Origin of the sequence: Neolewinella agarilytica, assembly GCF_900110645.1 — a bacterium.
Classification (GTDB): Bacteria; Bacteroidota; Bacteroidia; order Chitinophagales; family Saprospiraceae; genus Neolewinella; species Neolewinella agarilytica.
Window position 1 is genome coordinate 29,202 of sequence record NZ_FOFB01000025.1, and the last position, 21,091, is coordinate 50,292.

General features: G+C 52.8%; 12 protein-coding genes. 6 read left to right on the forward strand and 6 right to left on the reverse strand.

Translation table 11 applies throughout. From position 1 onward, the window contains the following. Window positions 1-13: 13 nt before the first annotated feature. Window positions 14-4,861: a translocation/assembly module TamB domain-containing protein gene (locus BM123_RS18815; protein WP_090171777.1), complete on the forward strand. Its 4,848-nt coding sequence runs from the start codon at window positions 14-16 to the stop codon at window positions 4,859-4,861. 135 nt (window positions 4,862-4,996) lie between these two features. Here BM123_RS18815 and BM123_RS18820 read toward each other — a convergent pair whose 3' ends face one another. Beyond that, window positions 4,997-7,294, reverse strand: a complete 2,298-nt coding sequence (locus BM123_RS18820) for a hypothetical protein (RefSeq protein ID WP_090171778.1) — start codon at window positions 7,292-7,294, stop codon at window positions 4,997-4,999. A 220-nt stretch (window positions 7,295-7,514) separates the two neighbouring features. Between BM123_RS18820 and BM123_RS18825 the strand changes: the two genes are divergently transcribed. Then, window positions 7,515-8,276: a helix-turn-helix domain-containing protein gene (locus tag BM123_RS18825; protein ID WP_090171848.1), complete on the forward strand. Its 762-nt coding sequence runs from the start codon at window positions 7,515-7,517 to the stop codon at window positions 8,274-8,276. Between the two features lie 14 nt (window positions 8,277-8,290). Here BM123_RS18825 and BM123_RS18830 read toward each other — a convergent pair whose 3' ends face one another. Then, the gene (locus BM123_RS18830) at window positions 8,291-8,878 is read right to left on the reverse strand and encodes a toxin-antitoxin system YwqK family antitoxin (RefSeq protein ID WP_139211952.1); all 588 of its coding nucleotides are present in this window, start codon (window positions 8,876-8,878) and stop codon (window positions 8,291-8,293) included. A 777-nt stretch (window positions 8,879-9,655) separates the two neighbouring features. Between BM123_RS18830 and BM123_RS18835 the strand changes: the two genes are divergently transcribed. Next, window positions 9,656-10,987: a M16 family metallopeptidase gene (locus BM123_RS18835; RefSeq protein ID WP_090171782.1), complete on the forward strand. Its 1,332-nt coding sequence runs from the start codon at window positions 9,656-9,658 to the stop codon at window positions 10,985-10,987. A 168-nt stretch (window positions 10,988-11,155) separates the two neighbouring features. Then, entirely contained in the window at window positions 11,156-13,273 is a 2,118-nt protein-coding gene (locus tag BM123_RS18840; RefSeq protein ID WP_090171784.1) for a M16 family metallopeptidase, read from the forward strand. Between the two features lie 109 nt (window positions 13,274-13,382). Here BM123_RS18840 and BM123_RS18845 read toward each other — a convergent pair whose 3' ends face one another. The 3 genes from BM123_RS18845 to BM123_RS18855 form a co-directional block, all read right to left on the reverse strand. Then, complete coding sequence (locus tag BM123_RS18845) at window positions 13,383-14,486, reverse strand: hypothetical protein (protein ID WP_090171786.1); 1,104 nt, start codon at window positions 14,484-14,486, stop codon at window positions 13,383-13,385. Between the two features lie 38 nt (window positions 14,487-14,524). Then, a complete protein-coding gene (locus tag BM123_RS18850) occupies window positions 14,525-16,309 on the reverse strand; it encodes an HSP90 family protein (RefSeq protein WP_090171788.1) in 1,785 nt (594 codons plus the stop codon). A gap of 163 nt (window positions 16,310-16,472) precedes the next feature. After that, a complete protein-coding gene (locus tag BM123_RS18855) occupies window positions 16,473-17,183 on the reverse strand; it encodes a glycosyltransferase family 2 protein (RefSeq protein ID WP_090171791.1) in 711 nt (236 codons plus the stop codon). 100 nt (window positions 17,184-17,283) lie between these two features. Between BM123_RS18855 and BM123_RS18860 the strand changes: the two genes are divergently transcribed. Continuing rightward, entirely contained in the window at window positions 17,284-17,721 is a 438-nt protein-coding gene (locus BM123_RS18860) for a DUF3995 domain-containing protein (RefSeq protein ID WP_175489462.1), read from the forward strand. 270 nt (window positions 17,722-17,991) lie between these two features. Here BM123_RS18860 and BM123_RS18865 read toward each other — a convergent pair whose 3' ends face one another. Further along, window positions 17,992-18,945, reverse strand: a complete 954-nt coding sequence (locus BM123_RS18865) for a DUF4382 domain-containing protein (RefSeq protein ID WP_090171795.1) — start codon at window positions 18,943-18,945, stop codon at window positions 17,992-17,994. Window positions 18,946-19,396: 451 nt separating this feature from the next. Here BM123_RS18865 and BM123_RS18870 point away from each other — a divergent pair, with 451 nt between their 5' ends. Continuing rightward, window positions 19,397-21,082 carry a DUF6909 family protein gene (locus BM123_RS18870; RefSeq protein WP_090171797.1) on the forward strand — a complete coding sequence of 562 codons (1,686 nt, stop codon included), beginning with the start codon at window positions 19,397-19,399 and terminating at the stop codon, window positions 21,080-21,082. The last annotated feature ends 9 nt before the right edge of the window (window positions 21,083-21,091 follow it).

Below are 21,091 nucleotides of genomic sequence, written 5' to 3' on the forward strand. Positions count from 1 at the left end.
GTCTGAACCGCGCATGAGTCAACAAGCTGTACAGAACGAACCAAGTCCAAACCCGCCCCGCCCCCGTCGGAGCCGGGTATGGAAATGGGTGCGCCGGACTTTTATCTGGACGGTTCTGCTTTTGGTCTGCATTATCCTGCTATTTCAGTGGCAGCCGGTACAAGACTGGCTGGCCCGCCAGGCGACCAACTCGATCAGCAAAACCCTGGAAACCCGGGTAACGGTGGGCAAAGCCCGCCTTTCCTGGCTGGACCAACTGCGGATCGAAGACGTCTTCATCGAAGATAAATACGGAGACACCTTACTCTATGGAAAGACCCTGGAAGCCAATTTCAACATCTTCAACGGACTGGAAATTGAAGGGATTCTGATTGAAGATACCCGCTTCCAGATCAGGCGTGACCTGGGGGACCCCGAGAGTAACTTAACCACCGCCCTGGGGAAACTCTTCAGTAAGGAGTCCGAATCCAGCAGCACCCCGCTCAACCTGAAACTGAAAAGAGTTGACCTCCATCGAATTGCCTTCATCCAAAACGATAGTGTGAAGGGGCAGCGCTTCGACGTGAGCCTGGAATCCGGAGTGGTGCGGATGGACGAGCTGGACCTCCCCAACGGAGAAGTCCGCATCGCCAGCGCCGAGCTGCGCGAACCCCTGGTTCGCCAAACCAGCATCGTCCCCTCCCCGATCGATCCCGCGCTGCTGAAGCTGGACAGCATTACTCAGGATACGAGCCAGCAGTCGCTGCGTTTTCTGGCGGGCAGTATTGAAGTCATTGATGGCGGCTACCAACTCGACAACTTCCGGAAGGAGCCCATTCAAACAGGAGACATCACCGCCGTCGACTTTGCCCGCCTGGGTGTTTTTGACATCGACCTGGAGCTGATTGAGGTAGACTTTTTTGATGGAGACTTTCTGGCAAAGCTCAAACACCTGAGTCTGGAAGAAAGGTCAGGATTTGTGCTGGACCGCCTTAGTGTTCAAGACCTAAAAATAACGCCTACGGAGTTACAGTTATACGACCTGGAGCTCGTGACGGAAGAGAGCGAGCTATCGGACAGTCTCCAATTCAACTTCCGGAATGGTTGGGGCTCCTGGGCGGACTTCAACAATGAAGTACGCATGGACATCAAGGTAAAGAACAGCCAGGTAGCCGTTCGTGACCTGCTCTATTTTGCCCGTAAGCTCCGGTTCAACACTTTCTTCCGCGACAACCTCGGCCGCAAACTTACCCTCGGCGGCCGCCTCAGCGGCCGGGTCAATAACCTTCGGGGCCGGGACGTAGAAATCTCCCTGGACAACTCCACCTCCCTCGTTGGAAGCTTTGGCTCCCGTAACCTCGCTAAGCGCGGGTCCGAATCCCTTAACCTCGACCTGAAGCGCCTGACGACCAACATGAACACCCTGCGCCGGCTGATCCCTGACTTCAGCCCGCCGGAGAATTTTGACCGGCTGGGCACACTACAGTTCAAGGGAAGTTTCGATGGCTTCTTCACGGACTTTTTTGCTTCCGGAGACCTGCGTACGGACATCGGCCAGACGATCTTCAACATGGCCCTCGTGATCAATGACAACGCTCCGGCAACTTATAACGGCCAACTGGCCCTGAATGACTTCGACCTGGGCGTATGGGCTAACAACCCCGACTTTGGCATCGTTAATTTCAGCGGAGCCATTGAAAACGGTATTGGCCTCGAGGCAGCCTCCGCCCGGGCAGACCTGGACGCCACCATTCAGGATTTTAACTTCCGGGGGTACACCTATGCCAATGCCGTCATTGACGGCCGGCTGGAGGAAAAATTCTTTAACGGGAATTTCCAGATTGCCGATGAAAACATCGACCTCAACTTCCTGGGAGAACTCGACTTCCGGGACTCTATCCCCACCTTCGACTTTGACGCCACCGTTGGTGAGCTTGACCTGCTGGCCCTCAACCTCAGCAAAAAGCCAATTGCGCTCTCCGGCGGCATTGATCTGAACCTGGTAGGAACTAACTTCAGCGAAATGGAAGGTCGTGTAGAACTCTCCGATTTCGAAGTACTGATTGACACCCTGGCGGTAGACATTGACACTCTCCTGGCCTACAGTACTTTCGATGCCGAAGGGCAAAAGGTCGTTAAGCTGGAAAGTGACATTGCTACTGGCGAGATTGTCGGTCGTTTCGACCTCGAAGAAGTACCTGCCAGTTTAACCAACTACCTGGTTAACTACTACCCCGCCTGGGTGGGCCGCTTAAAAATCAAGCCCCCCAGAAACGTTCCCCCTCCGAATCGATTCAGCTTTGACCTCCAGATTTTAGATTCCAAGGGGCTCAACCGGCTAATCAGTCCCCAACTGGGCCGCATTGTGGACGTTTCCCTCAATGGTTCCTATGATGGTTTCGAGGATGAGCTACAGGCAGAGTTCATTGCCCCGAACCTGAATTTTGCGGACTTCCGCTTCGTAGATTTCGTGCTTAAGTCAAAAGGGGAAAAAGATGAAGGTGAGCTGGATTTTTCGGTCGACAGTACCTTCGTCAATGGTCGTCCGCTACTTAATCGGTTGACTTTGCTCAGTTTGGTAGACAATGAGTTAATCGACTTTGGCATCACCTACGGCGGAGACCCGGACAATATTTTCCTGGACCGGATCAACCTGGATGGTCAGCTTAGCCTACCCGACAGTCAGAATTTTGAGCTGCGGTTTGATGCGTCTCAGCTTGAAATATTCCAGCAGCGCTGGCAGATTAGCCGGGGCAACTACGTCATCTTCGGGCCACGCCTGATTGACGCCCAGAACTTTGCCCTCCGCAGCGGTCGCCGCAGCATCCGGCTCAATAATTTTGGCGAGGACGGTCTGAATCTCGACCTCCTGAATATGGATCTGGCCCTGATCGATTCCGTCTGGAACTATCCGCCCCTTGACTTCAGCGGTGACGTTGACATCAACATCTCCGTAGCTGACGTCTTCCGCCAGGAAGGCATCTCTGCGCAAATCCGGTCAGACACCTTCCTGATGAACAATGAGGACTACGGCTACCTGCGCGTCGATGTTTCTGCTCCTAACCCCCGGAGCCAGTTAACTGCTTACATGAACCTCAATCGGGATACCGCTCAACTCATCGCAGAAGCGACCTTCAACCTCGCTGACCTGGTAGAATCTGATCCACTACCCAAACAGCAGAAAAACTACCTGGATCTGAATGTGGGCATCAACGGCTACCCTCTGGACTTAGCCAAATACTGGGTTGGTGGCTCCGTGTCTGACATTACCGGAGAGTTTAACGCCAAACTCAACGTGAAGGGCCCCGTTAAAAAGCTGGATGTCGATGGTTACATCGACGCCTTAGGCGGTGCCTTCACTCTTGACTATCTACAAACCCGCTACCGCTTTTATCAAAGCCGGGTCAACATCAACAACACCCTCTTCGACCTCACGGGAACCCGCCTGATTGACCGTTTTGGCAACGGAGCAGAGCTCAGCGGAGGTATGACACATAACCGCCTGAAAAACCTGGGGCTCGATGCCCGAATCACGACGAATCGCTTCCTGGCACTCGACCTTGCCCCGGGGCAGAACCCCAACTTTTTCGGCACCGCCATTGGTAGCGGACTGGTGACCTTCACGGGTAATTTTCAGCAAACGGACATTTACGTCTCCGCCAAAGTAGGGCGTGACTCCAAGCTCTCCATTCCCGTTTCCTATGGCTCCGAGGCCGGGCCTATCGATAATGTACGCTTCGTCAATCGTAGTATCTACACCGAAGAAACCAAGCAGGAAAAATCGACCACGCCTACGGGAGTGAGTTTGAAAATGGACCTCGTGGTAACCGATGAGGCCATTGGGGAGATCATTTTCGATGAGGAGGTTGGCGACATCCTTCGGGGCCAGGGCAACGGCAATCTTCAGCTCAACATTCCCCGGGACGGAGACATGGAAATGTTCGGGACCTACAATATTACCGGAGGAGACTACCTGTTCACCTTCCAGAAAATCATCAATAAAGAGTTTTCTGTCCGGCCCGGAGGGACCGTTCGCTGGACCGGAGATCCCTTTGAAGCGACGCTTGATGTTTCGGCGGACTATGAGAATCTGGAAACGCCCATCCTTCCGTTCATTCAGGAGTATCTCGTCACGGCACCACAGGAATTAACCGATTTCGCGGCAAACGCTACGGAGATTGACCTTACACTGGAGTTGGATGGCCTGCTGAGTAAGCCCAACATCAATTTTGACATCGGCTTTCCTAACCTGACCGGTCAGTTGGAAAGCTACGCCAACAATAAACGGAGACTGCTGCTGCTGGACCAGAACGAGCTCAACCGGCAGGTTTTCGGACTCATTGTCGCGGGGCAGTTTCTGCCGTCTGATCTCTCCTTCGGCATTTCGGATGCAGCCATCAACACGCTCAGTGAGTGGCTGTCCAACTACCTGAGCTTACTGCTTAATGACCTGGTAAGAAACGCCTTCGGTGAAGACGCCTTCATTTCTTCCATAGAGTTCGACCTGGCTTACAATAGCTACCGAAATTCAAGTTTGAGTACGAATAATGATGGCAGAAGCTCTGCCCTTGAGTTTTCTTTCCGTCGAGATTTTAATAACCGCCTCTCTATTCAGGGAGACGTTAACGTGCTCAACAATAATCAACTGACCAGCCTGGGCAATTCAGGTACATTCATTGGCAATAACCTGGCCCTTGAATATGTCTTGAATGACGCCCGCACGCTGAAGGTTCGCCTCTATCAAAGGCTTGAACCAGACATTGCCAGTGGCCGGCGGATCCAGGGCGGCGTGGGCCTCAGCTGGCGGCGGGAGTTTGATACACTCAAGGAATTTTTCCGGAGTTTCAAGAAAGATAGTGAGCGGCAGACACGGAATAATTAAGGGCACCGGAGCCCTTCGGCATGCTCAGGCGCGGCCGCAGGTGCAGGGTAGAGGTCAGGAGGAGCAATGCTCTTTAACTTCCCTCTGCACCTGCGGCCGCGCCTGATCTTGTCGCGTTCCGTCCGCTCAACAACTTCAGGCTTCCCGAATCGCTTTAACGATTTCATCCAGCTCCTCGCTGAGCCCCATCCACAGGCGATCAGCCCGCAAGCCCAGGCAATGGAACCCCGCTGCCCGGAGCTCTCGCTGTCGCAAAGCTTCCGCCCATTCCCCGGCCCGGCCCGGCAGGCGGCCATCCGGCAGAAGCACTGTCTTCCGGCCGCTGGGCGCCAGTACCACAAGGGGCAAAAAGGTATCCCGCCACGCCTGGTGCAGCTCAAAAAAGTGGTCCGGCAGCCGTTCCGACAGCAGCTTTCGCAGATTCTCCGCCAATGGATGAGGGGCCGGGTCCGGCAGGCCGCAGCGGGTACGGTATTCCCGGCCCAGGGCCACGATCGCATCCCGGTCATAGGGCTCCGCCATGGCGGCCTCCGCCGCCCGCAGGATCACCGCCGCCAGAAATTCCACCGTTACCCCATCGCTAAGCAAGGCCTGCGTAATACGCTCGTTACTCCAGCCATGGAAAATCCGTACACCAGGGGCTACGGTCATAATTTCTTCTGCACGGGCCTGCAGGGCCTGCCCGTCTTCCGGCAAAATTTCATCCGGTAAGTAAAGCCGTATAACCCCTTCGGCAATACCATCCCATTCGGGCAGTGGCATCCAGGGACCTCCTTCTTTCACCTGCAAGCACAAATGGCCATTGCTTCCGGGAGGTGCTTCGTTAGTCCTCACCTCCGCCCAGTCAGGGCCGGACACCGGTAAGAAGGGTTGCCCGAACAACAAGCCAGCCTCCAAACGGCCCGCCAACTGGTAGTGATCAGCAGTATCGTCCCATAAGGGCCGAAGGCTGATAAAATGGCCCTCCGCCCATTTTTCAGGACGGCCTCCTCCGGTAAGATCAAAGCAAAAAGCTTTCATGCCATCCCTTTGCGGAAGTTCCTCACCCGGAAGCACAAAGTGTACCCGATCCCAGTCTATTTCCGTTGCCGCCGTTGATTCCTCCAGCATTTTCTGTAGCGTGGCCGGGTTCAACCAGGCTTCTCCGGTAGCATCCACCCGCTGCAGGCAACGCTCAAAGTACCAGCTGCTGAAGGCAGTTTCCCATTCCTCTGGCGGGAGTTCCCGCAGGGGAGCCAGTAACCGGCGCAGCCGGGCGGGCTGCGCATACCAAAAATGCCGTCGGGCATAAAAGTCATCTAACTCATGGAGGTGACGGTGGGTGTTTCGCAGTCGGTCCCGAACACTTTCCAGCAATTGCAGCTGCCTGGGTGCCGTGGCAGCATCCGTTCCGCCCAAAGGTAGCTGGTAGAGCCCCGCCTCGTCAATTTCCCGAATCAATGCGCTCAGTTCTTCGCCCATTTTTCTGAGCGATGCTGCCAGCGGGGCGTCGCCGGCGACCGTTACTACGCTAAGGGAGAGGCTGGCCGGGCGCAGTTCCCGGTTCAGGTTCTGTCGCTGTTGATGGAGTGCCCGCAGTTCTTCCTGAAGTTCTTCGCGTAGCGCCGGAAACGGTAGTTGTGGATTTACGGGGGTCGTCGTTCCATACCAGCGCTCCCGGTAAGCGGACCATTCAGCAATAGCCTCCTTCAGCTGTCTCCTCCCCTGCCGGCCATTGACCTTTTCCAGGCGTTGGAGTTCTGCCTGAATCGTTCCGATCTTGGTCCGGCGTTCGGACAGTTCTCCCTGCCGCTCAAACAGCAACTTCCGGGCGTGCCCGTTAATTAACAGCTGATATTCCCGTTGTAACCGACTTATACGATCGAGGTAATCCTCCAGGTTAGTCGTAATAAACTGCCGGCTTTCCTCCAGGCTTTGGTGGCGAAAAAAGCCCGTATTCAGGTCATCCAAAGAGCGGGAAACCTGCGGCAGGCGGGCAAAACGACGCATTGTGCGGTCAATTCTTTCGCGGAGGTCCACAAATTCTGCAGGAGTAAACTCAAAGCTGTCCGTGGAAATGAAAGGACTCAACAGGGCGGATGCCGGTTCCCCCGCCGTCTTCAGCCAAAGGCCGACTGTTGCCGCAAAGCCGTAGGGGCCAAAAACCTGCGGAGCCTTCTGCCCGCCGGAAGCCTCCCCTTCTTCCGTTTCTACAATTAGCTGTTTGGCCGCCATCTGAAGTCCCTGACGAACCTTGCCGGCTTCATGACCGTTCCTTAAAAGAAGATACACGGTCTCTTCTTTACGGAGCGCCCTTACACACTGACCTAAGCCATAAAAAAAGGCTCCGGAGCCACGGGTACCCGAAGGAGCAGTCAGGCCACTGTTTTCCCCGGCATAGGGAATACCCAATGCGGGCGGTATTGACAATTCGAAAAGTTCATCCGTGGCCATACTCGAGGGGGAAATTTTACTCCTTCATTTCGTTAAGTATCCTTTTTCGCTGACAAACTTAAGTCATCGGAGATTGATGTAACAAAATCAGGCGCTTCTGCGAGGAGATTTGGCTTTCAGGCATCTTTCTTTTCTCCTCTCTATTTACTATCTTTATCAGGAAAGAGGTGCTTTATTTTCGATTATTGACTTCATCCTTTTCGATCAAACTAAACAAGTAGTGTACAATACATCTGTCATTCTGACCGACGCCAGGCGTCGGATCCTTTGGGTCAATGATCAATTTGAAGTCATGACCGGCTATTCAAAGCGAGAACTCGTTGGCAAGAGCCCCGGGAGCATTCTTCAGGGGCCTGAATCGAGTAAAGACGCCGTACTCCGAATAAGAAAAGCGCTGGCTGAAGAGAAGCCCTTTGAAGACGCTTTGATTAACTATCGAAAGAACGGGGAGGCATATGTCTGTCAGCTGGCCATCCATCCCATTCATGATCACCAACAAAATTTAACCAATTTTCTTGCCTTCGAAACAGAAGGGAAAATGGAAGAGTTTGAAGCCAGCAGCCAGGCCGAAACCCATGCTGTTTTACCCCGGAGGTATGAATCCAGCAGTCTTCGCGGGCTCAACGAGATTCGTTTGTTTGAACGCGTTCAGCGGGTTATGAAGCAGGAAAAATTATACCTGAATCCTAAGCTGACACTACGGATGTTAGCCTCAAAACTGGAAACCAATATTAAGTACCTCAGCCAGGTGATCAACCTTCATGGCAATACGAACTTCCTTGGTTACGTCAACAGTTACCGGCTGGAAGAATTCAGGTATAGAATTTTAGCAGGAGACTCCAGGCATACTACGCTATTTGGCATTGCCCAAAGATGTGGCTTCAAGAATAAGAGCACCTTTTTCAAAGTATTCCGCGACCAGATGGGGATGACCCCAAAAGCCTTTCAGGACAAGTTGCTGCGTCAACGAAGGAGTGAATAGCTTTCCTGTTCCTGTTACTCAACGATTCCGCCGGAAACCCGTTCTCCATCCCTGTACAGGTACTCGAGCGTGATCTTCCCCTCTTCGTTGTAGTAGCGCATCGGGCCATCCTGCAGTCCCATTTTGTAGGTTACTTCCTGCTTAATCTTGTTCGTACGATAATCGTACTCAATCATGATACCATCTAACTTACCATCGATGTAATTAGCCGTCGTAACCGGTCGCCCAATTTTGTAAGTGCCGTAGGGGCCATGTAAAACGTTGGCTTTATAATTGGACAGAAGTGAGATTCTTCCCTGCTGATCTAATTCGATGTAAGGTCCGTTCAGAGCTCCGTCGATATAACTGGTAATTTTTTCCGGAGCACTGGATTCGAAATTGAAGTTAGTCCAGGTTCCTTGCTTCAGGCCATTCAGAATAAACCCGCTTTCCACCACTGCTCCAAGGGCATCTTTTCTTTCAGCCCGCAGAGCTTTTGAACCATCAACGGGAGTCACCTCGTACTCCGTCTCGTCTACAGAGGCTCTCTGCACTTCTACCGGAGGTGCTTCCTGACAGGCAACCAGGCTAAAGGCAAGCAATAGGGTAAGTAGTAATCGCATAGCAGTGTTTTTTTGAAATACAAATGTAGTCAGGCTACTGCAGAGCTCAAATCCTTCGGTTTCAGAAAGTAGATTGGGAGTAGTTACTTTTTGCCTCTATGGCCGTCCAAAGAATGGTATGTGGCTTCGCTGCAGCCCTGCTACTGCTTTTAACAGATGTTTAATTTTGGTTCGACAATCAGCCAAAAAACCAGTAGCGAGGGCTTTATTTTCTACCCTTTTCCGGTAAATGTTAAAATTTTAGCGTTGGCTAATTTTCGGAAAAACCATGCCGTTTAGGCAGCACCGGCTAATTAAAACGTCAGCTGCAACCGCCAAAACCAGGTAGAATCCCATCTGTCTTAACAGTTCTTAAGATTTGTCATTAGCAAGACAGGAAAAGATTTGCCTGGCAGTGAGCAAGCTTTACTTAGTAGCCTTCAAGCCTTAGATTTGTCAGCATCGAATGTCTTTCAACCCCTTTGACCAGAAATAAACACTACTTCATAGCAACAACCCAATAGAGTTCACCCTGAAAATCCTAGAGTAGTATTCGCCAGAACCCATAATATTTAAACACCTTGACCCGTAGCATTTAACACCTTACCCATTTTCATTTTATATATCTTCTATTGCTCCTTTCCTTATCCCGCGCGCCGTTTGGTGTAGCGGGATTTTTACTGCGGGACGGCTTCTCACAGCTTTTATTCCTCTTTTCGGGTAAAAACCAGTCATGGAGCAAACGAAAGCTATAGTTTTAAGTTTTATGTGGGTTAGCTAACCAAACTAATCCATTTTATGCTTTTTAAAAGATTCGGAGCGATTGCAGTCCTTTGCCTTGCCGCAATGTCTATGAGCGCTCAGAAAACCAACATTGAATTCACCAAATACACCCTGGACAATGGCCTGAAGGTCATTCTTCATCAAGACAAATCGACGCCCATTGTTGCAGTGTCGATCATGTACGAAGTAGGTGGCAAAGACTCCTACGAAGGCCGGACCGGCTTTGCTCACTTTTTCGAGCACCTCTTATTCGAAGGCTCCGAGAATATCGGCCGTGGTGAGTATGCCAAATACGTTGAAGACGCTGGCGGAGCCCTGAACGCCAACACCAGCCAGGACCGCACTTATTACTACGAAATCTTACCCAGCAACCAACTTGAGCTTGGGCTCTGGCTGGAGAGCGAGCGGCTGCTGCATGCCGTTGTTGACCAGGAAGGCGTTGATACTCAACGGGAGGTCGTGAAAGAAGAACGCCGGCAGAGCATGGATAACCGTCCGTACGGGCAGCTGCTCTACGAACTGTTCAAGCATGGCTTTAGCAAGCACCCCTACAAGGATCCGAACATTGGCTATATGGATGATCTGAATAGCGCCGAAGCGGAGGATTACGTCAAGTTCTATAAGACGTACTACGTCCCTAACAATGCCATTCTCTCCATTGCCGGAGACATTAGCCTGGAAGAAACCAAGGCGCTCGTTGAGAAGTACTTCAGTACGATTCCCAGAGGAGCGGAGCCTCCACGGGTAAGTATCGTCGAGCCAACACTTGGCGGAGAAGTCCGGGACACCGTTTACGATGCTAAAGCACCACTGCCTGCACTGGTTATGGGATACAGGACACCAGAGCGGAACCACCCCGATTACTACGCCATCAGCATGTTGAATCAGGTAATGAGCCAGGGACAAAGCTCCCGATTAAACAAAGTTCTCGTTGACGAGAAGCAACTGGCCGTACAAGCCGGTTCTTTCCCCTCTTTCACCCAAGACCCCGGGCTCGCCATTGCTTTCGCCATCCTAAAGCCAGGCGCGGATATAATGGCGGCAGAAGAAGTCTTCAACAGTGAAGTCAAAAAAATGCAAACGGACCTGATTAGTGATCGGGAATTCCAAAAGCTACGGAACCAGGTGGAGGCAGACGCTATTTCCGGCTACGGAACAATGGCTGGTATTGCAGAAGGCCTCGCCAACTATGAAATGTATCAGGGAGATGCTAATCTCATCAACACGGAAACGGAAAAGTATATGGCCGTAACCCGCGAAGACATTCGCCGGGTAGCACGCGAATACTACAAGAAGGGCAACCGGGTCACGCTGTATTGGATGCCGGGCGAGAAGCCGAGTAAGTAGTCTGGTGGTCTTGTAGTCTGGTAGGCTGCCGCATTTTGGAGGCATGACAGGCGTGACAAGCATGACAGGCGTGACAGGCGTGACAGGCGTGACAATTTCGCTTCTTTAGGCCTCCCTCCCTTTTTTTCAACATTAATTATCCGGGCATTGCCCGAAAAAATAAAATCAATGCAACGCATTTTTCTGGGCCTTTTCGCCCTGCTTCTGCTTGCTGGCTGTAACACGCCAAAAGCAACTACTGATAAGATGGCAGAACAAGCCACTACTCCCATGATGAAGGACGACTTCCGGGCCAAGGCGCCCGCTGCCGGTCCGGCGCCAGAGATCAAATTGGGAGACTTTCAGGATTTCAAACTGGACAACGGTCTGCAGGTTGTTCTCGTGGAAAACCACAAGCTTCCCCGCGTAAGCTATCAGCTTTTTATCGATGTGCCGCCGCATTTGGAGGGCGCGTACGCAGGTGCAGGGGATATTATGGGGCAGATGCTTCGCCGGGCTACTTCCGATATGACTAAAGAACAGATCGACGAGGAGATCGATTTCATCGGAGCCTCACTCTCTACCTCCGGCAGCGGTGCCTTTGCGTCCACCATCAGCAAGTATAAATCCAAAATGATGGGCATGATGGCAAAGGTCGTGCTCGACGCCCGTTTCCCCGAAACGGAGTTCGAAAAGGTAAAATCCGATGCAGTCGCCGGGCTCAAGTCACAGCTTGCGGACCCCGACGCCATCGCCAGCCGGGTACGCCGGGTATTAACCTACGGTGCCGATCATCCCTTCGGAGAATTAACGACCGAGGAGAGCCTGAATAACATCGACCTGGCCACCATCAAGAAGTACTACGAAACGTACTTCGTGCCGAACCGCAGTTACCTCGTCATGGTTGGAGACCTCTCGCGTGCAGAGGCCGAAAAACTGGCCAACGAAAACTTTGGCTCCTGGAAGAAAAAAGACGTGCCAACTCCTTCCTTCTCCATGCCAAAGCAGCCTCAGGGCACCGTCGTGAGTTTTGTCCCCAGAGCCGGGGCCGTGCAGTCTAATATTATCATCAGTCACCCCGTAGAGCTGCAACCCGGCACTAAAGAGGCCATCCGCGCCGGTATCGTAAACAGTATTCTTGGCAGCGGATTCAACGGCCGGTTATTTCAAAACCTCCGGGAAGACAAAGGCTATACCTACGGCGCTTACTCCAGTGTGTCTCCCAGCAAGGTAATTGGCAGCTTTAGCGCGAACTCTAACGTCCGCAATGAAGTAACCGACTCCGCAGTGACACAGTTTATGCTCGAACTGGCGAAAATCAGCAGTGAGCCGGTAACGGCCGATGAGCTCAACCGTGCCAAAAGCCTGCTCAATGGTTCTTTCGGTCGTGCCCTGGAAAGCCCGCAGCGAATCGCCAGCTACGCCCTCAACACCGTACGCTATGGCCTGGACCGCGACTTCTACCCCACCTACCTCAAAAAGGTAGCTGCTACCAGCGCTAATGACCTGCTGGAAGTTGCCAGGGAGGTTATTACGCCTCAGGCGACTAATATCATCGTTGTCGGTGACAAGAGTGTCGCTGAAAAGCTAGCCTCCTTTGCCACCAGCGGCAAAGTAAACTTCCTGGACGAAAACGGTCAGCCCGTAGAAATGGTAGAAATGGAAGCCCCTTCTGACCTTACGGTAGAAAGCGTCGTCAGGAAGTACGCTGATGCCATCGGCGGCATGGCTGCCATCGAGAAGGTGAAGAACTATAAAATGACCATGGAAGCCTCCGTTCAGGGGCAGACACTCTCCCAAACCTTGATCAAGGATGGTGGCTCTAAGCTGAGCAGCCAGATGACCATGATGGGAATGGTTATGATGGACCAGCGCTACAACAACGGGAAAGCGCAAATGACTCAGCAAGGGCAAACAATGCCCCCTAACCCAGAAATCGATGCTGCGATGAAAGATCAGGCAGCACTCTTCCCCGTGGTTGATCTGCTCAGTCAGCTGGACAAAGTCAAGCTGGACGGAATTGAGCAAATTGATGGTAAGAACGTTGTCGTTTTGGCCGTAGAAGGTGCCACCGGAACCAGCCGGCAGTATTTTGATCAGGAATCCGGCCTGCAGGTACGGACTGTTCAAAGTCAGGGAGGACAAACCGTCACCACCGATCTTGGCGACTACCAAACGGTAGGCGGGATAAAATTACCCTACGCCATGACCATCAGCGGCGCTATGCCCTTCGCCATAGAAATGAAGGTGACGAATGCAGAGGTAAACGCCGAAATTGACCAGACTCTCTTTGAGCTAAAAGAGTAACACAAGGGAATAATCATTATGACCGGCTCTTCGGAGCCACCTGACGACCAGCTATCAGCTCTCAGGCACTACCGCTTTGAGCACTGATGGCTGGTCGTTTTTTTCCGTTCTAAACCCCCAGATCATCCAACCAGCCCTCCCTCAGGCTGTACTGGTCATTTCCGTTGCGTTTATTGAAGGCCTCCCGAATTAGCGCAATCTCATGGTCAAGGACTTCCAACAGTTCCGCTACGGGATAACTATTTTCTGAGCGGTAGAAGGAAAGTTGTTCGTTAAGGTTCAGCTTAACCTCTTCACGCCCCGCAGCCCGGAGTTGACGCAGTAGAAAGCGGGCAGCCAAAAAGAAATCAAAGGGCGTTTGTCGCTCCCGCATCCCGTCAGCCAGGTGCCAGTTTCGCTCCAACAATTCCAAAGCACGGCTTACATTATCATTAACGGCGTGCAGCAAGAGCGCCGTGTGGGTGATATCCAGTTTGCGGGCCGTGTCCTCCTGCTCCATTTTATCCAACAGCGCCAGTGCCTCTGCGCGCCGACCGGTTTTCAGGTAAGGAATGGCCATTACATCGTAGAACATGGATGGGATTTCACCACAAGTCTCTTCCCCGTTTAAAATAGGCTGGGCCTCCTCAATGGCTTTCTCCCACATGCCTCGTCTGCGGTAATGAGAAACCCGCCCGCTGCGAAAACAGGCCACACAGTCGCTCATGCTGAACATGGACGATTCTGTAATCAGTCCCCCCAACTCCTCCAGCGCAGCTTCCGCCCGTTCGTATTCTCCTATTTTGCTATTAATCCGAAACCGGTACTGCAGGATAGCCTCTTCTGCGTGGTCAAGCTTCTGAAAGCGTGATTCAAGATCCCCTAATGTATCCTCTATTTGTTGTCGGGAAATGAAGGGAAATGCCGGCAGCTTATCAATCACCCATTTGTAATGCCACATTAGCATATGCGAATCCAGAAAACCGCCAAACAGTTCAGGCTTACTATCGAATTTGCCTAACAGGTAAGAATAAGCGACCAGGGCCTTTTCAGGGTAGCCGTTCAGGACAGCTGCCTGGACGAGCTTGTTACGAGCATCTATCGCCAGCTGCTCATCCTGGTGCAGATCCGCCAGCCGGGTGGCGTTCTCAGCCATTTGGAGATGTTCCAGCTCCGTAGCACGGCTGGGAATTTGCGCCAGCAGGCGTTCAATTTCTTCGTGGTAATCAGCCATAGTCAGGGGTATTATTCGTGTTAAAACGGAGCCACTCCTCAGCGATCCATAAGCTGTAACAGCCCGTTACTGAGAATATCTAACTCATCATTGTTCAGGGGATGATGGCCCAGCAGGAGCGCCTGAACGTATAAAATCTCTATTTCCAGTTTGAGGTCGCCCGTTTTGGCTGCCAGCCGCTGAATCAGCGGATGACGGTAGTTCAGGCATAATTGAGAATTGGAAACGGAAGGAACGCTCCCCGACAGGCTATCTAGCATCGACGCGAAAGTATCCGTCGCAATTTCTCTTGACTTCTTAATGGACCGGTTAAAGTTCGTCCGGTCGTCCATGTAGTAGATCGTTGGCACGTTAGCGGGCTCGAACTTTCGCAAGACCGCCTGACACTGAAACCGGTGGAGAGCAGCGTCCGCCTGCTGCAGAAAGTCAAACGTGGCCTCTCTCTCCGCTACCGTCAGGTCTTCAAAGTGCTGGATAAAGTGACTGGTATTCACCGCCTGAACGGGAATACGGTTGCGTTGCCCGTACTTTGCCACCAACTGGTTATCGTAGAGGTAGCCGCTACAGACTACAAGCTGTTTTTGCGCACTGGCTACTCCTACTAATTGGCGGTATTCGTCCAGGTCCGGTACGTGGCGAAGTGTGTCCGTCTGCCGTGCTACTTCAGGCAAAAGCATTTCCCCGTAGGTCGTCTTGAACGGCAGGTGATCAACGATAACGTCGAAGAATTCATCATCGTGCAGGGCCAATCCCTTCAGGGTAGCCAGGTGAATGGAAATGAGCTGCCGCATCCGGTCGGGGCGGTTAGCCGCTAATCCCTTGAGGTAGTTCTTCAGGGCATCACCCAATTCCTGCCGCGTTTGCTTCAGGTATTCGTCCTCGTAGAAAGATTCGCGGCTGGCCGTTGGGCGAAGGTTGCCCGTATTGATGATACACTTAACGAAAAAGGCCCAGTCGGGCAGCACGTTATCGATCTTCTCCGAGATCAGCATTCGCTTCAGGTAGACCTTGTGCGTCGTCTTCTCGGCGGGGTTGGGAGCATAAGGCAGAATGTAGGCTACGCCCCGGGTTGTACCGTCCGATGTACGGAGTGGGACAGCATCGAAGAACTGGGTCCGGAATTGCTCGATGCCGTAGCGACCGAGCTCATCGCTCGACACCAGGTCATTCATAAAGGGTGCATCTCCGGCATTGAGCGGCGTCGCTTCTTCCGCAAAGTGAATCGGGAAGGGCAGAAGATCACCGTAGTACTTCACCAGCTTACGGAGAAATTCCGCCTGGAAGAATTTCTCTACCCCCGCTTTCTGGCGGAGGTAAACCCTCGTCCCGGGCTCCAGCTCGAGATCCAGCTGACGAATTTTATAGGAGCCATCCGCATTGCCCCTCCATTCCAGTGCGGAGCCGCCCTTAGCACTGCGGGTGACCATCACGATCTCATCAGTGATCATAAAACAGGAAAGCAGCCCGATGCCAAACTGCCCGATAAAGTCCTCACGGGAAGTCACTTCATTGACGGTCTTCTTGGAACTGGAGCCAATACTGGAAAGGAAAAGATGGACCTCCTCCTCCGTCAGCCCTACCCCATTATCTTCAAAAATGATCTGCGCCGGACTGTCCCCGTCTCCGGGAATCAAATCAAGGCGCACCTGCCCCACAAAGCCGTCTTCAATTTTTTGGCGGGCGGTGATGGCATCCGTAGCGTTTTGCAGGAGTTCCCGCAGGAAGACTTTTTCTTCGCTGTACAAGTGGTTAGCCAGGATATCAATGATACCGGCGAGATTTACCTGGAAGTTGAAACTGGAATCAGCAGGGGTGTTAGGCATAGCGGGAGGTTAATGGCTGCAAAATAACGCTCCTCGGGGAAAACTAGTTGCGCCCGGCGTACGCGCTATAAATTCGTAGCGTGGCTGGAAGCCGCTGCGGCCGGTCGCTGCGGGAAGCAACTTACACCGCTCCAAAAACAATCTTTGCACCTGCGTATGCGCCCTACCCTAACCGCAGACCAAACTTCACAATACAGTAGATCGCCCGTACCCCATCTCGCCAACCAATCTTTTTACCCTCCTCGTAGGTGCGGCCGTAGTAACTGATGCCTACTTCATAAATACGGACGTTTTTGATGCGGCTGATCTTCGCCGTCACCTCGGGCTCAAAGCCAAACCGCTTTTCCTTCAAGGTCAGTGATTGAATCATCTCCCGGCGAAAAAGCTTGTAGCAGGTTTCCATATCCGTCAGGTTCAGGTTGGTGAACATATTGGAGAGAGTCGTGAGGAACTTGTTCCCGATCGTGTGCCAGAAGAAGAGGATCCGGTGCGGCTTGCTGCCCATGAAACGGCTGCCGTAGACCACGTCCGCAAAGCCCGCCAGCACGGGCTTCAGCAAGTCGTTATACTCCTCCGGGTCGTACTCCAGGTCAGCGTCCTGAATGATGAGATACTCGCCGGTGGCCCGGGCAATGCCCGTGTGCAACGCCGCTCCCTTGCCCTTATTTACCTCGTGGGCGAAGTATTGAATATTCAGTTCCGGATTAGCCTGCTGGTAGCGGGCTACGGCGCCCGCCGTATCGTCCGACGAGCAGTCGTTGACAATGATGATCTCCTTAGTCAGCCCGCCGATCAACTCTACATCCCGGACTTTATCCAGAATCAGGTGAATAGTGCGTTCCTCGTTGTAGGCGGGGATGATGATGGAGAGCATAAATAAGCTGGTTTTCTCTGGTCTTTTTTACGGGGTCGTAAAGGTACAATTCAGATATTGTCCGGTCTGGCTACCTTCAGGGCAGCAAATTTCTATAGCCATGATTCCTTTTCTCTCCATAACGTTGTTCGCCGTTTTCGCTTTCCTTTCCGGAATGCACTTTTACTGGGTCGCCGGCGGGCGCCGGGCACTGGATGGAGCCATGCTTCCGGAAATGTGGGAGCAGGTAATGCGCCCGGAGCGGCAGTGGAGTTTCCGGCTGATGACACTGGTAGTAGCTATCGGTCTGGGCCTGATGGCTTACCTGATGCTGAGTTACTGGAAAGGGGATATTCCGGCACTTCTCCTGCCCTACCGCCCCTGGATCACCCTGGGTGTTGCCGCTATTTTCACGATCCGGGCAGTCGGGGATTTCAAAAAGGTCGGGCTCTTTCAGCGGGGGCAAACCGGTATCTTTGCAGAGCGGGACAAGGCGATTTACAGTCCGCTTTGTGTAGTACTCGCAGTGGGAAGTTTTTTGCTTTGGTGGTTAGGATGACCAGGGAGAATATGGGCGACGGCGCGCAGGTGCAGTGGAAGGTCCCTCCCTCCAATGCTAACCGCACAGAAAAAGCCCCTGACACATATTGATCAGGGGCTGCCAGAAATGAATGGGATTAAATGAGAACTTATACCTTACCGCTACTTACGTAAAAGTTCATACGGGTGGATTCACCTCCTCTGCTTTTTGCAAAAAAAGCCCCCACTGCAGCTGACTACAATGGGGGGCGGATTAGACTTTCCGTTGGCCGGATAGCCGTCACTTTCCTTAAGGAAGCAGTGACAGCAGTGTCAGGTTTATGGTGGTGGAAGCCTGAGCGCTGACCTGAACCCCGGACAAGCTCAGAGAGCCAAAGGCATTGAGCACAAAGCTACCTTTCAGCGCTGTTTCTCCGTCACCATCTTCGTCTTCGTAGGCAACGGCAACGAGCTCATAGTTGCCGGCCGGGAGGAAATTAAATTCATAGTCACCGCTTGCGGATAACCTCGTGGAAGCAACAGCGTTTAGGAACAGTTCATCATCACTGTCTCCTTCTCTTTCTGCAGCGGTGTAAGTATTGGCGGCGTAGGCGTAAATAACCACCTCGGTGTCTTCACCGGAGTTGTTAGTGACCGAACCGCTTAGCGTACCAGTGCTCTCCCGCTCTACGAACCGCAGGCTGCTCTCCAGACGGTTTTCGGCGGCGAAGGCGTAGGGGCGGGCGGCATCGTCCGTCCGGACGAGTGCCTTGCGCAGGTCAAAATCGATGACCGTAGCCAGGTTACCGCCCTGGGTGATGGTGAACCCTGAGTTGGCGGCCTCCAGGCTGCCATCTCCGACGACCTCCAGGGCGACCTTGGCATTGTCAGCGGTAAGCACGTAACAGCCAGGCCCACCGGAATTGGTGGCATCGTTAGCGTCGTCCAGAACGATTTCAACGGAATTGTAGGCTTTGGCCTCTACGTCGGCGTTGGCAATCATTTCCGTTACGCCGTTTTGCAGAGCGGAGAGCTCTACCGTAGTGCGGGAGAAACCGGAAACGGAAGCGCCGTCCAGTTTTACGTCAGCTACCGTAACGAAGACCGCGCTGACGTTAGGGTCATCTACCGGGGCATCGGTTAACTCAAGGGAGAAGCGTCCTTCGCTGGTGGAGACGACAACGTCGTCATCTTCACAACTGAACAGTACGGACACAAGGAGGAGGCACGCGGCGAAGCGTGTGAAAATGAAATTTGCGTTCATGATAATGGATTAAATTGGTTTTACCGGCGACTGGTGCAAAAGTGACCGGCTTTGAAAAAATCAGAAACCTAAGTTTAGAATTTGGGTGTGGTTATAAAATGTTATTCTTAGCGTCACCAGAACGAAGAGCGTTTACACAAATTACCCGGCGACCGGTTTTTTTTGGCAACGCAAGCTGGCCGGAACAGGTTCGCTGCCCGGCTAACGCTCTTTATTTTCGGCTACGGAGCTTTTTTTGACGGGCCTGCCTGCCTGCACCAATGAACAATCTTAATGGTGATGTATTATCACACTTTAGCCAGTCAGGAAGCCAGTTGGTGCAGGCAACAAAAGCGGCCATCAAATTGTCTTCTCCAGAATCCTCAGAGATAAGGCATCCTACTGTCTACCGTCTACAAAACTACCGCTCTACCCTTCTACTGTCTACCGTCTACCAAACTACCGTCTACATATGTCCCGTACCCGCGCTCAAGAATCCCGTACCGCCGTTCAACGTCTTTACATTGCTATGCGTCACTTGCTGATTCGTGGCAGCTACAAGCCCGGTGGCATGAGCGGTAAGACGCTGATGGATAACCTGATGGTGCTACGTCCGGAAATCTACGGTTCTATTGCTGACGACGAGAAGGTAGAGCTCAACGGCCTGCACTACATTTTTACCCGGCTGCCGAAGGGGATTGAAGAATGCCGCTTCGTGAAACTCATTACCCGGGAAGGCTATGAAAACAGCCACTTCGAGCCCATCATTGCACCTGCGCGCCGTCGCTCTGCCTATCGCATTGATGATAATGAGATGTACATCGAGATGACGCGGGGGCGCTCTGACATCTATGATATTCTGACCCACCTCACCTTTCTCTACGCCGAGGCCAATAAGATTTACCAGAACAGCCTTGACAGCAAAGATCGCCCTAAACGGGAATGGGGGCTACTGGAAGACATTGTACTGAACAAAAAGAAAAACAGCCCCGCCAAGGTGGAGACGGCCTACACTTATCTGAGCACGTTACTGGGCCGCACCTATGATGAGGTCGTCAACGCCTGCGAGCGCTTCGCCGCCGTCGATGAGGTGAACTCACTCTTCCACATCACCTACTGGCTTGGTCGCCTGGCCAAAGAAGAATCCGAGCACGACCACGACCGGGAAATTTCCTTCAGCAACACCCTCCGGGAGTATACCGGGCACCACTACTATGGAGAGCAGTGGGCGCTCAACATTAAAGCGGCCTTGCTGAAGCATAAGCTGATCGAGCGCCCCATTCACATTATCAGCGCCAACTTACACAGCGTGGCGAACAGCCTGTTCGGTGCCGCAGCCTTATCTCCAAAACTAAAAAAGCATAAGGGCCTCTTTGAATTCGCCAGAGCCATGAGCCAGCAGGAATTCAAGCATTTGCGCCCCGAAGTGTTTAAGGTAGCCCGGGAAAACGGCTTAATCGACGTAGCGGACCAAAGCGGCACCAACCTGGGCGTTCAACTCTTTGACACCGCGGCCTTTGACCCCAAGGTCATCGCTCCGGAGCTAAACTTCAGCCCCGCGAAAAACCCCGATCAGGCCCCCGTCTTGCTCGTGATGGATTACCCCTTCGGCGAGCAAGCTTACGAGGCGATGGATGAGCTCCTGCGCCCCTACCATGATCTTACCACGGGCAGAGTCTACGACATGCCCGTTGAAAGCATTAACGTGATGGGTAAAGCCGGTATTCTGGAAGGGAAAAAGGGCGACATCATGGTGCCCGATGCGCACATCTTTGAAGGTACGGCGGATAACTACCCGTTCAAAAACGACTTTACCGTCGAAGATTTTACCGACGAAGGCCTCGATGTATACGCCGGCCCCATGGTTACCGTGTTGGGCACCAGCTTGCAGAACATTCCGATTCTGGATTACTTCCTCACCAGCAGCTGGAAAGCTTCGGGCCTGGAAATGGAAGGCGCGCACTATCAGAAAGCCATCCAGGCCGCTACGCATATCCGCAAGTCCGTCAACCCTGACCTAAAGCTCCGCTATGCCTACTACGCCAGTGATAATCCGCTGGTGACCGGTCATACGCTCGCCTCCGGCTCGCTGGGAGTTGATGGCGTAAAGCCGGCATACTTGATTACGGTGCGGATATTGGAGCGGATACTCGCTTAGCGTAAAGCT

Excerpts from the sequence above, each read along its gene's own strand:
- BM123_RS18835 (WP_090171782.1), top strand. The coding sequence starts at position 9,656 with ATGCTTTTTAAAAGATTCGGAGCGATTGCAGTCCTTTGCCTTGCCGCA.
- BM123_RS18815 (WP_090171777.1), top strand. The coding sequence starts at position 14 with ATGAGTCAACAAGCTGTACAGAACGAACCAAGTCCAAACCCGCCCCGC.
- BM123_RS18870 (WP_090171797.1), top strand. The coding sequence starts at position 19,397 with ATGTCCCGTACCCGCGCTCAAGAATCCCGTACCGCCGTTCAACGTCTT.
- BM123_RS18840 (WP_090171784.1), top strand. The coding sequence starts at position 11,156 with ATGCAACGCATTTTTCTGGGCCTTTTCGCCCTGCTTCTGCTTGCTGGC.
- BM123_RS18845 (WP_090171786.1), bottom strand. The coding sequence starts at position 14,486 with ATGGCTGATTACCACGAAGAAATTGAACGCCTGCTGGCGCAAATTCCC.
- BM123_RS18855 (WP_090171791.1), bottom strand. The coding sequence starts at position 17,183 with ATGCTCTCCATCATCATCCCCGCCTACAACGAGGAACGCACTATTCAC.
- BM123_RS18865 (WP_090171795.1), bottom strand. The coding sequence starts at position 18,945 with ATGAACGCAAATTTCATTTTCACACGCTTCGCCGCGTGCCTCCTCCTT.
- BM123_RS18850 (WP_090171788.1), bottom strand. The coding sequence starts at position 16,309 with ATGCCTAACACCCCTGCTGATTCCAGTTTCAACTTCCAGGTAAATCTC.
- BM123_RS18860 (WP_175489462.1), top strand. The coding sequence starts at position 17,284 with ATGATTCCTTTTCTCTCCATAACGTTGTTCGCCGTTTTCGCTTTCCTT.
- BM123_RS18830 (WP_139211952.1), bottom strand. The coding sequence starts at position 8,878 with ATGCGATTACTACTTACCCTATTGCTTGCCTTTAGCCTGGTTGCCTGT.
- BM123_RS18820 (WP_090171778.1), bottom strand. The coding sequence starts at position 7,294 with ATGGCCACGGATGAACTTTTCGAATTGTCAATACCGCCCGCATTGGGT.